The organism is Acidiferrobacterales bacterium, assembly GCA_028820695.1.
GTDB lineage: Bacteria > Pseudomonadota > Gammaproteobacteria > Arenicellales > JAJDZL01 > JAJDZL01.
In genome coordinates, this window is the sequence record JAPPIB010000025.1 from 1 (window position 1) to 12,951 (window position 12,951).

A 12,951-nucleotide genomic window follows, 5' to 3' on the forward strand; every position below is an offset into this window, starting at 1 on the left:
TAGAAAATGCCGCTTCGGTGTGTCAAAATGACAACTCGGAGACACGAATACGCACTCAAATCGTCTTGTTAAAAAGATCCACCCTCAGACGTTGACGGATTACTCAGTCCAAAAAAGAATAAATTTGCCTTGCAACACTAGTGTATTTGGTTGCGAAATGAATTCGCTCGCATTTTGCAGCTGTGGCAATCGCTCAATTCAGTATACGCGGTAGCCGGATTCTCCATCCCACACTGGATTTGCAATCCATAGACAATCGAAAGAAACACCAACCGGTCACCCGAACCTGAAGATCAAAACGACGTGTTCAAGAAATTCTCCTTTGATCTCACTGCATCAGTGCGTCCATTCGTTCGGCTACGGACAATTAACGAGCAACGTTGTTATGGCAAAAACCGATTGCAGGATTATAATTTCGAGCCTGATCAAGTCAGTCGGTCCCACCGTGTTCGGTGACATCGGAGAGGAGACCGCTGCAAAGGTTGTCAATATTGGCATGCTGAAGAATCTCAGGGACGATGCACCTCAAAGCAATTGGTGATGATCCCTTGGGTTCAAATGCAAGATTTACCTGCACTGTGCACAACCCCTGCTTGAATGAAACCGGTCCGTAAGTTATGACGAATTTCGTTGATTGTGTCGTTCTAAAAGAAAAGTCCGAGGCGATGACCACTCCACCCTACCCTGGAGAACTGGGCGTACGGATTGTGGAAAACGTTTCGAAAGAGGGTTGGAAACAATGGTTGGAGCGACTGGTAACGATAATTAATGAGAATCAGTTGGCTACCAGCGACCCGGACACACACAAATTGATTGAACAGCATATGCTGGGCTTTCTATTTGGTGAAGGTGATTTGGGAAATCTGCCTCCTGGGTTTACGACTCAACGGAAGAAGTGATGCGATCTCGGCTTAGGCGGTGTTGAATCGTCTGGTTGAAGATTCTGCGCGAATGAATCGGTTTGCCTTCAAGATAGTGATCGATGACCGCTGCGAGCAATTGTTTGCTTTCTGACCGGACCTTTTTGGTCTTGAATTCTTCTCGCGCCACTGACAATAGCGTTTCACCTGACACCACAACAGCCTCGTCGCCGTTCGCCTGTACAGGCCCTCTTGCGAAGTCATAGGTATAGACATTGGACGGGTCGATCGGTAAATTGGAGTCCGACTCGGATGTCAGTTGAAGGGCATATCCCAATTCCTGCAGGAACACTTTCTCGAATACTCGCAATGTGTGAAATTCACTGGACGGCTCTTTCAATCGTTCCAAAGCGAGATAGTAAGCGTCAAACAGAACCTCGTGAGGGTCCCTGTCGAGCAGCAAACGGATCAGCAACTCATTTAGATAGTATCGACAGTAAAGCCGCTCACTTTCGATCCACTGGCTATCGGAATCACATTTCAATGCGGTGAGAGTCGGTACATTGCCCTTTCCGGACCAATTCGCAGACAAGCGTTGAAATGGCCTGATCAGTCCCCTGAACCGCGAAGTTTTACGTCTCGCTCCCTTTGCAAGCAGGTTGATACGACCATAACTGCGGGTAAACATGTCCACGATCAGGCTGGATTCGGAGTACGGCGTGGTCCGCAACACGAAACAATCTTGTCGGTAGACACGCATCGGACTCAATCCGCCTCGGAATAACCGAAGTTTGAAATCGACTGCAAGTCGTCGGTCCAGCGAGCCCGGACCTTTACCCACAGATTCAGATGTACTTTGACACCTTGTTCAGCTTCGACTCTGCTTCGAACCTCGGTTCCAATTCTCTTTATCTTTGAGCCGCCTGCTCCGATTATGATTCGCTTCTGTCCTTTGGACTCCACCCATATTGTCGCTTCAATGTGCAGGAAGTTGTTTTCTCGATCATACTTTTCGATCTGTACTGCACTGGTATAGGGAATTTCGTCACCGTAGTAGCGGAAAATCTGTTCGCGAATCACCTCCGCCGCTTGAAAAATCTCACCTTTATCGGTAACCGTGCCCGACGGGAAGAGCGAGGGACCAGGCGGTAGATACTTCAGGATCACACTCTTCAACTCCTCGATATTCTCATCTTTGTGAGCCGAGACCGGCACAATATCGGTAATCTGTGTTCGTCCGGCGATATCGTGAATCATCGGGAGCAGAAGATTTTTATCTTTTACCCGGTCGATCATGGACAACACGACTATGAATGGCAGATTCTCATCCTGAATTCGTTCCAGGATCATATTGTCCTGCTCCCGCCAACCGCGACAGTCCACGACAAGAAGCACTAGGTCTGTACCGCTGACTCCAGCCGCGGCAGTCTTGAATACGGAACGGTCAATCAGACGTTTGTAGTTCGTGTTGAAGCCAGGCAGATCAATGAAGACGTACTGTCCGTGTGGGTCATTCAACACACCCATAATCCGATGACGGGTGGTATTGGCTTTCTTTGATGTGATGCTGACTTTCTGCTTGAGAAGACAGTTGAGCAAGGTAGATTTGCCAACGTTCGGGCGTCCGGCCAGAGCAATCATGCCGGAACGAAAATTATCGTCAGACGTTGTGCTGGCGGAGTAAGTCATAGGCTTGCGCAGCAGCGTCCTGCTCGGCTCGCTTCTTTGTGTTTCCTTGACCGGTAGCGGTGTCGACAAGACCGTCGACATGGCAGTTAACGGTAAAACTGGGATTATTGTAGTCACCGCTTACATCTACGGTAATGTAAGTTGGAACTGGGAGCGAGCGCTGTTGCAAATACTCCTGCAACCGGCTCTTGGAGTCTTTGTAGTCGGTAATCGAGCTTTTCTCAATCAATGACCGAAACTTGTCAAGGATGAACTTTTGGGCGTTGTACATTCCGCCATCAAGATATATCGCGCCAATCAGCGCTTCAAGCGTATTCGGCAGAAGGTTTCGCCAAGCTTTGTGATTTTGTTTCGGGAATGACTTCCCGACTTTGACGTGGGTCTCCAGTGACATTCCGAGAGCCACACTATAGATGGCATCATGGTTGTTGACAATCCGGCTTCGCAGTTTGGTCAGTTCACCTGCGGTGGCGTCTGGATATTGGCCAAACAGATAGTCTGAAATGACCGCGGAAAGGACTGCATCGCCTAGAAATTCCAGGTTTTCGTTGTCCGGCTGTTCAGTGCTGCTGTGCGTAAGCGCTCGATGCAATAGTTGCGTGTTTTCAAATCGGTATCCAAGTACCAGTGAAATTTCATTTTGGTCAGAAATGTTCACTTGAACTTAAGGCACGAAACGGTAAGATTCACGGGCAGTTCATCGACACTGTCAAGAGTGATGCGGGTCGGGATTCGAATGAACCGCGAAGACTGTGCGATCACTCGATCGCAGCTGCAATGCGGCTCCAATTTACGCCATTCCCTCCAACTGAATCCCAGCTGAACCATATAAAGAAAGCCTTGCCAATCAGGTTTTCATCCGGAACGAACCCCCAGAATCGACTGTCATTACTATAGTCCCGATTGTCACCCATCACGAAATAGTGCCCTTCGGGAACCTTAAACTCCATATTCGAAGTCCATCTCTTCTCGTCAATCAGAATGGAATGAGATTCACTCGAATCGAATGACTCATTCAATCGTGTGGTTTCATTCCTTCTGCTTGCATTTGACACGACGACATAGGTTCCGGTAACTTCCTGCGCAACCTCATTTCCGTTGATATACAGCTTCTTTTCGTTATAGGCTACGGTATCGCCCGGCAATCCTACGACGCGTTTGATGAAATTGACGGCCCGGTCATGCGGATACTTGAATACCATCACGTCGCCATATTCCGGAGATCCGAATTCTAGAATCTTGTCATCGATAATGGGCAGGCGAAGCCCATATTTGTACTTGTTGACTAAAATGAAGTCTCCGATCTGCAAGGTGGGAAGCATCGACCCTGATGGAATTCGGAACGGCTCAACCACAAACGAACGAAGTGCGAAGACGATCAGCAGCACAGGAAAGAACGCCCGGGCATATTCGATCACCCAGTAGCCTGCCGCCTTTTTGCCCTCTTCAGATTGCATGAAAAAGAGATTTCTAATGACTTTTCGCCAAACCAGGTCGAGCAGCCAAATTAGCCCGGTTACGGAGACCGCGATTGCTAGGACGAGTGCAAAATCCATACGGAATTCAGTTTTACTGTTTTATGGGAATCACCAAAATGCAACAGCAGATATTGCTGTCCTTATTCAATTATTGGCACAAGATCAAAAGGTAGGAAACAGAAATGGATCCAATGACAATTATATGGAATTTGCTATTATTGCGTCATGAATTCTCATCGGACTCGTCCGTGTTCGACGTCTGCTCCCAGGGTTGATTCCTAAATCAGCCATGTCGCCGCGAAAACGGATACAGGCATGCTAAACACCTACGACGTCGTGATAGTCGGCAGTGGGCTTTCGGGCTTGACGGTTGCGCTCAAGTGCGCGAACGCGGGATTGACAGTCGCCATTGTTACAAAAGAGTCGGTTATCGAAAGCTCCAGTTACTATGCGCAAGGTGGTATTGCAGCGGTTTGGGATATAGACGATTCGTTCGAGTCGCATATCAACGACACCCTCAACGCCGGTGCGGGCCTGTGTGATTCATCGGTTGTCGAGTTCGTGGTATCCAAGGGGCCTGAATCAATCAATTGGCTGATTGAAAATGGAGTCATATTCAGCCGACGCGGCCAGGATTCGAGCCAACCGGACGAGTTTCACCTTACCCAGGAAGGCGGGCACAGTGCGAGAAGAATTATCCACGCGGAAGACGCGACAGGACAAAGAGTCGAGAGCACGTTGGAGTCCAGAATCCGCAGTCATCGAAAAATTGATATTTTCGAACAGTACATTGGGATCGAACTGATCACGAAGTCAAGATTGTCAGACGCGGGAGAAGACCGATGCCTTGGTCTCTATGCACTGAATATCGCTACCGAGGAGGTTGTCACCTTTGCCTCCAATGCCGTCGTCCTCGCCACCGGAGGGGCATCCAAAACCTATCTGTACACCAGCAATCCTGACACCTCGACCGGTGATGGCATCGCCATGGCGTGGCGAGCGGGCTGTCGCATCTCGAATATGGAGTTTGTTCAGTTTCATCCCACGTGTCTTTACCATCCACACGCGAAGTCGTTTCTCATCTCGGAGGCGGTTCGGGGCGAAGGGGGAAAACTGATTTTGCCGGACTCTTCCGAGTTCATGCACAAATATGACAAGCGAGGAGAGCTCGCACCTCGAGACATCGTTGCACGTGCAATCGACCATGAAATGAAACTGGGCGGACATGATTGTGTGTTGCTGGACATCACCATGAAGCCAGAGAAGTTTCTTCGTTCGCATTTCCCAAACATCTATGAAAAATGTCTTCACTTTGGAATTGATATTTCGAAAGACCCGGTGCCTGTCGTTCCAGCCGCACATTACTCCTGCGGCGGGGTGATAGTGAATCAGAGCGGACAGACAGACCTGGCAGGATTGTATTGTGTCGGGGAAAGTGCGTGTACCGGCCTGCATGGAGCGAACAGACTGGCGAGCAACTCCTTGCTCGAATGTATAGTTTTCGCTGACTCTGCGTTCGAGGATATTCGGATTAATGCGACAGGCAGAGAAATACCACAACTGCAGATTCCGCAATGGGATGAAAGTCGCGTTACCGACCCTGACGAGCTTGTCGTGGTATCCCACAATTGGGATGAATTGCGAAGATTCATGTGGGATTACGTTGGTATTGTACGCACCCAGAAGCGGCTCGAACGAGCACTGCGCCGCGTTGATCTTCTGTCGGATGAAGTGCGAGACTTCTATAGCCAGTTCCGGGTCAATCGAGACTTGATCGAATTGAGAAACTTGGTACTTGTTTCAGAACTGACAGTGAGATGTGCGCTCGCAAGACACGAAAGCAGAGGGTTGCATTTTGTGCTGGATTATCCCGGGCTCGATCCCGCCGGTGCAAAGAATACGGTGCTGACTCCGAATTGACGTCACAGTGATGTGACGCTGCAGTGGCCGTCAGGCCACATCGTCCGCAGGGTGCCAAATTTTCTCGTCGACCAACTGCTCTACCGGTCTTCCATCATCCGTAGCGGCAACACCTTGCCTGACAGCAATGTCAGCGACCGCGATTGCAATCTCTCTGCTGAGAGCTCGAATTTCTGTCAGTGGTGGCAGTAAGGACGAACCGGGTATACTGACATTGGATTGTGAGTGACCGATTACCGTTGCGGCCGCCGTAAACATTTCGTTGGTCACCTTTCTTGCCTTGACCGAAATGAGACCAAGGCCGATGCCTGGAAATGCGTACGCGTTGTTGCATTGGGCAATGTTGTGCACGACCCCGTCGTATTCGATCGGGTCAAATGGACTGCCGGTTGCGACGATAGCTTTTCCATTGCTCCACTCGAGAAGATCCGACGGCAACGCCTCAGTCCTGTCAGTCGGGTTTGACAGAGGGAATATGCAAGGACGGTCGCAAGTCGAACACATGAGCTTGACGAGTTCCTCGGTAAAGTAATTCTTCTGTCCGCTGACTCCGATCAGGATGTCCGGCCTGACGTTTCGAACGGTGTCGAGCAGACGGAAATCCCCTTCCCAACCTGAGAGTTCGGCCTGACGTTTGACGAACGCTTTCTGACCGGAACGAATACGCTCCGAGCCGTCGTGAATCAGCCCCTTGCTATTCATCAGGTAAATTCTGCTATGGGCACTGTCGTGATCCAATCCTTCATTAATCATCGCATCCGCACAGCCCTTTGCGATTCCGGTACCAGCGGCACCGGCACCTACAACGACAATTCTGGAATCGCAAATCGGGTTGCCGGTTACCCTGCATGCAGCAATCAGACTTCCAACTGTTACCGCTGCGGTTCCCTGTATGTCATCGTTGAAGCAACATATTCTGTCAATGTAGTTGTCTAGAATTCTCTGTGAGTTTGACGCTCCGAAATCCTCGAACTGAATAACTGCATCAGGCCATCGACGGTGAATGGATGCCAGTGCAGTCTCGAGGAACTCATAATATTCGTCGCCCTGGATCCGTTCATGTTTCCACCCGACATACAGATCGTTATCAAGTAGTTTTTGGTTATTCGTTCCGACGTCAAGTGCGATTGGCAATGTCGTGATCGGGTGTATTCCACCCAAGGCCGAATAAAGACTCAGTTTTCCGATCGGAATGCCCATTCCGCCGACTCCCTGATCACCAAGTCCTAAAATTGCCTCTCCATCTGTGATAACGATGACCTCGATCGAATCTGTGCGCACATTGGAAATTGCGGTTTCGATCATGTCACGCTCCGGATAGCTCAAAAAAAGCCCTCGCGGCCTTCGGTAAATCTCCGAAAAGTACTCGCAGGCAGCACCGACTGTGGGTGTGTAGATGACTGGGAGCATCTCGTCTGCATTGTCGATGATCAATTGAAAAAACAGATTTTCATTCAAGTCTTGCAGTTGTCGCAAATAGATATGTCGTTCGAGATTGGTCGGCTTTTCCGAATATGCCTGATAGGCGCGGTCAACTTGGACTGCCAGGGACTCTTCGCAGTATGGCAGCAAGCCCAGCAACCTGCGATCAACTCTTTCCTTTCGCGTGAATGAGGTTCCCTTATTGAACTGCGGCAAAGTCAGGAGCAACCGTCCTTGCTGCAGATGTGCCGGTAAATTGCTGACTCCCATTTACACAAGCCCGGATCGATTTTCAGACAATTGACAGTTTCTGATCTTGCCGATGAGATCAGAATACTCATCACGATAGGTTTGAATGCCAAATACCAGCCAGTCGTTGAGATCGCAGTGGTTGTGCTCCAGCAGTTTTTCGAACGTACGTCGCTCCGAACCTGACACGGAATGGTATCCGTGTTCCAGAAATCGAAATAAAATCAACTCGAGTTCCCGGGAACCGAGCCTGCATCGCCATATCAGTCGATTCATTTCCCGGCGACTCAGATTATCTGCGGCCATCATGTTCGCAATGCTATGAGTTTCTTGATTTCCGCTATGGCCTTGCCCGGATTAAGATGCTTTGGACAAGTGTTGGTACAGTTCATGATGGTATGACAGCGGTAAAGACGAAATGGATCCTGAAGTTCATCAAGTCGGTTACCGACCGCTTCATCGCGGCTGTCTGCGATCCAGCGATAAGCCTGCAAAAGAATAGCGGGCCCAAGGTAGCGATCGCTGTTCCACCAGTAACTCGGGCAACTTGTTGAACAGCAGGCGCATAGAATACACTCGTAGAGTCCATCCAGTTGCTGTCGCTCATCAATTGACTGTAGATTCTCCCGACTTGCCGAAGGAACGGACTGTTGCTGCAACCACGGCTTGATTGATTCGTACTGGGCGTAAAAATGGGTAAGATCAGGCACCAGATCCTTGACGACAGGCAGGTGTGGCAAGGGGTAGATCCTGACGGCTGATTTGAGTTCGGCGATGGGCTTGATGCAGGCCAACGTATTGGTGCCATTGATGTTCATCGCACAAGAACCACAAATTCCTTCTCGACATGACCTGCGGAACGTCAGGGAGGGGTCGATCTCACTTTTGATCTTGATCAATGCATCAAGCACCATGAAACCGCAATCATCCAAGTCGACTTCAAACGAGTCGAGTTTGGGAGATGAATCGTCTTCCGGGTTCCAGCGATAAATCTTAAAGACCCGCTTGCGCTTCACCGAACCCGGCAAGGTGTGCTGTTCGCCCTGAACAACTGTTGAGTTCTTTGGAAGTCTGATTTTTGCCACGGTTACGGTTTCCCCTATTTCAGTAGACTCTTGCCCGAGGTGCAATCAAGTCAACCTCTTCGGTCAATGTGTACAGGTGCACGGGTCGGTAGTCCAGCTCAACTGTTCCATCGCCGCCAAACCACGACAACGTGTGTTTCATCCAGTTTTCATCATCCCGTTCGGTATAGTCATCCCGGGCGTGCGCCCCTCGGCTCTCTGTCCGATTCGCTGCAGAGATGACAGTTGTCAGTGCCTGGCGCATCAAATTATCCAATTCCAATGTCTCTACTAGATCCGTGTTCCAGATCAGGGAGCGATCGGTAGTGCAGATATCGTCCATGTCGTTCCAGACATCTAGCAACTTGCGGACACCCTCATCCAACAATTCCTGCGTGCGAAATACGGCGCAGTGAGTCTGCATGATTCTTTGCATGCGGTCCCGAATCTGCGAAGTCGGGCTGTTGCCTGAACTGAATCTGAGGCGGTCGAAGTGCTCAATGGCCTCTACTTCAATATTTCGCGGGAGAGAACGTCTGGCTTCCGTTCCGTCCACCAGCTGTCTGGCACGCACGGCTGCCGAACGACCGAACACAACGAGGTCCAGCAAAGAGTTGGAGCCAAGACGATTAGCGCCGTGGACAGAAACGCAACCGGTCTCACCGATTGCCATCAACCCCGGGATTACGCAATTGTCATCACCATCTTTACGGGTGACAACCTCGGCCTTATGATTGGTCGGTATTCCACCCATGTTATAGTGAACGGTCGGTAACACCGGAATCGGAGTGGCGGTCGCGTCGACTCCGGCAAATATTCTCGCGGTTTCCGTAATGCCGGGCAATCTTTCGTGAATCACTTCAGGTCCGAGGTGTTCCAGGTGCAGATGAATGTGATCAGCTCGCGCACCGACGCCCCTGCCAGCATTGATTTCCATTGTCATGGATCGGCTGACCACATCCCGCGAAGCCAGATCCTTGGCATTTGGAGCGTAGCGTTCCATAAACCGCTCCCCGTCAGAATTTGTAAGGTAACCGCCCTCGCCTCTCGCACCTTCAGTGATCAGACAGCCTGATCCATATATCCCGGTCGGATGGAACTGTACAAATTCCATATCCTGCAGCGGCAGTCCGGCTCGCAATGCCATGGCATTGCCGTCTCCAGTGCAGGTGTGAGCGGAAGTGCACGAGAAATAAGCTCTTCCGTACCCTCCAGTCGCCAGTACTACGATTTTGGACTGAAATCGATGCAATGTGCCATCGTCCAGACACCAGGCGAGAACACCACGGCATTCGCCATTGTCCATCAGCAGATCGAGCGCGAAATATTCAATGTAGAACTCAGCCCGGTGTTTCAACGCCTGTTGATACAAGGTGTGCAGGATTGCATGGCCGGTACGATCAGCTGCCGCACAGGTGCGCATTGCCTGCCCCTCGCCGAAATGTGTGGTCATGCCCCCGAATGCTCGCTGATAGATGCGCCCGTCTTCTGTTCTTGAAAATGGCACGCCATAGTGCTCCAGTTCAATCACCGCTTCCGGCGCTTCCTTGCACATGTATTCGATTGCATCCTGATCACCGAGCCAGTCAGACCCCTTTACGGTGTCATACATATGCCATCGCCAATCATCCTCACTCATATTTCCAAGCGCGGCACTGATACCGCCCTGTGCAGCAACAGTGTGACTCCTGGTGGGGAATACTTTGGTAATGCATGCTGTGGACAGGTTTTCAAACGCAGCGCCGAAAGTCGCCCTGAGCCCGGCACCTCCCGCACCGACGACTACCACATCATAATTATGATCGATGATCTTGTAGGAACTGATACTCACGGAACCAGCTAACCCAGTGCGACACGCAATATTGAGATTGTGCTGGAAATCACAAGTATCACGGATAGAGACTTGACAGCGAGAATGGTGCCAACCTTCAACCCTTCATGATGCAGGTAATCTTCCACGACGACTTGGAGGCCAAGCTGTGCGTGGTAGAAAAGCGAAACTATGAATGCGATCAGCAATGTTGCCGTGAACGGCGACTCCATCCATGTGCGAACATCAGCGAAGCATTCACCGGTGAGCGCTGAAATTGAGAAGGTAAACCATAATGTCAGCGGAACCAATGCCAACGCAGTCAGGCGCTGCCACCACCAATGGGCGGATCCATCCTTAGCCGAGCCAAGCCCGATCACTCTCGCCAATGGAGTCTTGTAGCTCATTGCATGATCAACCGCAAGCCGTGTAACCAACAGTCCAGACGACGATGGTCAGAATGAACGAACAGGTTATTGCAACCCACCCGCTTCGGTAAACTTGCGTGATCTCGAATCCTTTACCGGAATCCCAGAAAAGATGTCGGATACCGTTGCACAGGTGATAAAACAAATTCAGAGTCCAGATGAACAGGAACAGGCGACCGGTGACTCCAGAGAGAAATTCGAATATTCTGTTCGATAAATCAGGGTTGTATGCGATCGCACTGAGCCATAACGCAATCAGAACCGCACCGAAAGCAAGAACGACACCCGTAATACGGTGAAGTATTGACATTACGGACGTCAGTTGAGGCCTGTAAATCTGTATATGGGGTGAGACTGGACGATTCGAGGGATTCATGCCCGAATTATTTCTCTATAGCCAATATTGCCGGTGGCCGTGCAGATTTGACACTGCTGCGTTCGGAATCTGCTCGGTTCTTATCTGAAACTTCGACATAAGGAAGAGATCGCATCAGAAATCTATACATCTGCCATTCTTCTCCCAGTCTCCATATCGCGTCGGATCCGGACGCTGACCGTTCGTTGAACCTTCTTTCGAAGGCTCATGATCGCGTCGTTCAAGTTTTGTAGTTCGCTCGATGTTGAGCGGCTTGCTGCGGTTCTGCTCGTTCAAACTAAATGCCGTGAACCCTTGAAATTGAATGACTTGCAACTATTTGAATATTATATCTGTCAATCTAATGCTTGATTGGATGTTTGTAGGTCGATGTTTCGCAATTCAAGATCTGTCGTTGTTCGAATTTCTTCCACGATTGACGAATGCAAGATTAAACGGCGGTAATTCGAAAGGAATAACCTTTCAAGTGCTTCGACAACTGTAGCCTGGCGATCGCATCGGACTCGATCCGTGGAGTATCGTTTAGAATTCGAACAGGCGATGTTGTGTATCATCTTGACTTGGACACGTAGTTGGCGATTGCTGCGGCGCTTCACAGAATCCACTTCAGAATTGATTTATTATTTAATTAAAACAATCAATAAACCATAATTATTAAAGTAAAAGCCAAGTAATCAGCTCTCTGGATGAGTCGCTGACAGGAAACAATCTTTTTGACGGGCCGACAGGGGAAAATGAAAATAACCAGACTCAACCACTACGGTACTGTTTGCGTATCTGGTGCCGATGCCGACAATTTTCTGCAGCGTCAGTTCACCAGCGACATATGCGAGATCACCTCTGAACGTGGTGGCATCTCGGCATATCTGAATCCGAAGGGTCGTATTCTTGCCAATTTCATCATTTTCAGGAAAGACGATAGTTTCTATCTGATCTTGTCCGCAGATCTTGTGGAATCATTCTCAGATCGATTGCGGAAGTTTGTATTTCGAGACAAAGTCAACATTTCGATCCAGTCAGAATCGCAGATTGTGGGGGTGCTGAATGACGAACGGATGGGATTGTCTGATCTGCTCCCGGATCATGCGTTTCACGTGATGCATGATGATTTTTTCACATATATTCGAGTGCCTGGAATACCCAGACGAATCGCTGTGTACGGTGACAAACGCAATTTTGAGCGTTACTCAGGACAGTTCGACGAAAGTCTCACGGCTCAATGGAAGCAGGCTGACATTGACTGCATGCATCCGCTCATCAATTCATATACCACGGAAGAATTGATATTGCAGGCAACCAATCTGGACCTGACCGGTGCGGTGAGTTTTACCAAGGGTTGCTATCCAGGACAGGAAATTGTCGCGAGGCTGCATTACAAAGGCGGTGTCAACCGACGAATGTTTCAGGCATCGGTGCCTGGAGATGACCGGTCGCAGTCAGGTTCCCTGATCTACTGTGATGAAGTGCCTGGCAGGCAAACCGGCTCGGTCGTCAATTCTGTGCGTCCAAATGAGTTTGGAGATAAGAATCTTCTTGTTTCTCTTCCGCTCAAGTTCCTGGGACACGACCGCCTGCGATTGGAGGACGGAACGAACTTGCAATTGAGGCTGGATGGGATTCCCTATGCGATTCCGGAACTGGAAAGAAACTGATCT

Annotated in this window: 14 protein-coding genes; 4 read left to right on the forward strand and 10 right to left on the reverse strand. The window is 49.9% G+C overall.

Features of this window, described 5'->3' with window-relative positions:
• Positions 1–385: 385 nt before the first annotated feature.
• Positions 386–541 (forward strand): hypothetical protein, encoded by a 156-nt coding sequence (locus OXI60_03130; protein ID MDE0308812.1) that lies wholly within the window; start codon positions 386–388, stop codon positions 539–541.
• 76 nt (positions 542–617) lie between these two features.
• Entirely contained in the window at positions 618–899 is a 282-nt protein-coding gene (locus OXI60_03135; GenBank protein MDE0308813.1) for an oxidative damage protection protein, read from the forward strand.
• On the opposite strand, the gene recO is transcribed toward OXI60_03135, so the two are convergent.
• The 4 genes from recO to lepB all read right to left on the reverse strand — a co-directional run bounded on the left by recO (position 877) and on the right by lepB (position 4,006).
• A complete protein-coding gene (gene recO, locus OXI60_03140; GenBank protein MDE0308814.1) occupies positions 877–1,620 on the reverse strand; it encodes a DNA repair protein RecO in 744 nt (247 codons plus the stop codon). The two genes, OXI60_03135 and recO, sit on opposite strands and share 23 nt — an antisense overlap.
• 5 nt (positions 1,621–1,625) lie before the next feature.
• On the reverse strand, positions 1,626–2,549 hold the full coding sequence (gene era, locus OXI60_03145) for a GTPase Era (GenBank protein ID MDE0308815.1): 924 nt from the start codon (positions 2,547–2,549) through the stop codon (positions 1,626–1,628).
• Positions 2,521–3,207: a ribonuclease III gene (gene rnc, locus OXI60_03150; GenBank protein ID MDE0308816.1), complete on the reverse strand. Its 687-nt coding sequence runs from the start codon at positions 3,205–3,207 to the stop codon at positions 2,521–2,523. Before rnc ends, era begins: the two co-directional genes overlap by 29 nt.
• A 100-nt stretch (positions 3,208–3,307) precedes the next feature.
• Positions 3,308–4,006 carry a signal peptidase I gene (lepB, locus tag OXI60_03155; protein ID MDE0308817.1) on the reverse strand — a complete coding sequence of 233 codons (699 nt, stop codon included), beginning with the start codon at positions 4,004–4,006 and terminating at the stop codon, positions 3,308–3,310.
• A 336-nt stretch (positions 4,007–4,342) separates the two neighbouring features.
• Here lepB and nadB point away from each other — a divergent pair, with 336 nt between their 5' ends.
• Positions 4,343–5,947 (forward strand): L-aspartate oxidase, encoded by a 1,605-nt coding sequence (gene nadB, locus OXI60_03160; GenBank protein ID MDE0308818.1) that lies wholly within the window; start codon positions 4,343–4,345, stop codon positions 5,945–5,947.
• Positions 5,948–5,977: 30 nt separating this feature from the next.
• Here nadB and OXI60_03165 read toward each other — a convergent pair whose 3' ends face one another.
• The 6 genes from OXI60_03165 to sdhC all read right to left on the reverse strand — a co-directional run bounded on the left by OXI60_03165 (position 5,978) and on the right by sdhC (position 11,296).
• The gene (locus tag OXI60_03165) at positions 5,978–7,639 is read right to left on the reverse strand and encodes an NAD-dependent malic enzyme (protein MDE0308819.1); all 1,662 of its coding nucleotides are present in this window, start codon (positions 7,637–7,639) and stop codon (positions 5,978–5,980) included.
• Positions 7,640–7,894, reverse strand: coding sequence for a succinate dehydrogenase assembly factor 2 (locus OXI60_03170; GenBank protein MDE0308820.1), 255 nt, complete (start codon positions 7,892–7,894; stop codon positions 7,640–7,642).
• Positions 7,895–7,923: 29 nt separating this feature from the next.
• Positions 7,924–8,634 (reverse strand): succinate dehydrogenase iron-sulfur subunit, encoded by a 711-nt coding sequence (locus OXI60_03175; GenBank protein ID MDE0308821.1) that lies wholly within the window; start codon positions 8,632–8,634, stop codon positions 7,924–7,926.
• A gap of 88 nt (positions 8,635–8,722) precedes the next feature.
• Complete coding sequence (gene sdhA / locus OXI60_03180; GenBank protein MDE0308822.1) at positions 8,723–10,513, reverse strand: succinate dehydrogenase flavoprotein subunit; 1,791 nt, start codon at positions 10,511–10,513, stop codon at positions 8,723–8,725.
• Between the two features lie 8 nt (positions 10,514–10,521).
• Positions 10,522–10,899, reverse strand: a complete 378-nt coding sequence (gene sdhD / locus OXI60_03185) for a succinate dehydrogenase, hydrophobic membrane anchor protein (GenBank protein MDE0308823.1) — start codon at positions 10,897–10,899, stop codon at positions 10,522–10,524.
• Positions 10,900–10,906: 7 nt separating this feature from the next.
• Complete coding sequence (gene sdhC / locus OXI60_03190; protein ID MDE0308824.1) at positions 10,907–11,296, reverse strand: succinate dehydrogenase, cytochrome b556 subunit; 390 nt, start codon at positions 11,294–11,296, stop codon at positions 10,907–10,909.
• A gap of 734 nt (positions 11,297–12,030) precedes the next feature.
• On the opposite strand from sdhC, the gene OXI60_03195 reads away from it, so the two are divergent.
• The gene (locus OXI60_03195; protein MDE0308825.1) at positions 12,031–12,948 is read left to right on the forward strand and encodes a hypothetical protein; all 918 of its coding nucleotides are present in this window, start codon (positions 12,031–12,033) and stop codon (positions 12,946–12,948) included.
• Positions 12,949–12,951 lie beyond the last annotated feature (3 nt).

What these genes read in the sequence shown, in the direction of transcription:
- OXI60_03130 (MDE0308812.1), top strand. Translation starts at nt 386, where the DNA reads ATGGCAAAAACCGATTGCAGGATTATAATTTCGAGCCTGATCAAGTCA.
- OXI60_03135 (MDE0308813.1), top strand. Translation starts at nt 618, where the DNA reads ATGACGAATTTCGTTGATTGTGTCGTTCTAAAAGAAAAGTCCGAGGCG.
- recO (MDE0308814.1), bottom strand. Translation starts at nt 1,620, where the DNA reads ATGCGTGTCTACCGACAAGATTGTTTCGTGTTGCGGACCACGCCGTAC.
- era (MDE0308815.1), bottom strand. Translation starts at nt 2,549, where the DNA reads ATGACTTACTCCGCCAGCACAACGTCTGACGATAATTTTCGTTCCGGC.
- lepB (MDE0308817.1), bottom strand. Translation starts at nt 4,006, where the DNA reads ATGCAATCTGAAGAGGGCAAAAAGGCGGCAGGCTACTGGGTGATCGAA.
- nadB (MDE0308818.1), top strand. Translation starts at nt 4,343, where the DNA reads ATGCTAAACACCTACGACGTCGTGATAGTCGGCAGTGGGCTTTCGGGC.
- OXI60_03165 (MDE0308819.1), bottom strand. Translation starts at nt 7,639, where the DNA reads ATGGGAGTCAGCAATTTACCGGCACATCTGCAGCAAGGACGGTTGCTC.
- OXI60_03170 (MDE0308820.1), bottom strand. Translation starts at nt 7,894, where the DNA reads ATGAATCGACTGATATGGCGATGCAGGCTCGGTTCCCGGGAACTCGAG.
- sdhD (MDE0308823.1), bottom strand. Translation starts at nt 10,899, where the DNA reads ATGAGCTACAAGACTCCATTGGCGAGAGTGATCGGGCTTGGCTCGGCT.
- sdhC (MDE0308824.1), bottom strand. Translation starts at nt 11,296, where the DNA reads ATGAATCCCTCGAATCGTCCAGTCTCACCCCATATACAGATTTACAGG.
- OXI60_03195 (MDE0308825.1), top strand. Translation starts at nt 12,031, where the DNA reads ATGAAAATAACCAGACTCAACCACTACGGTACTGTTTGCGTATCTGGT.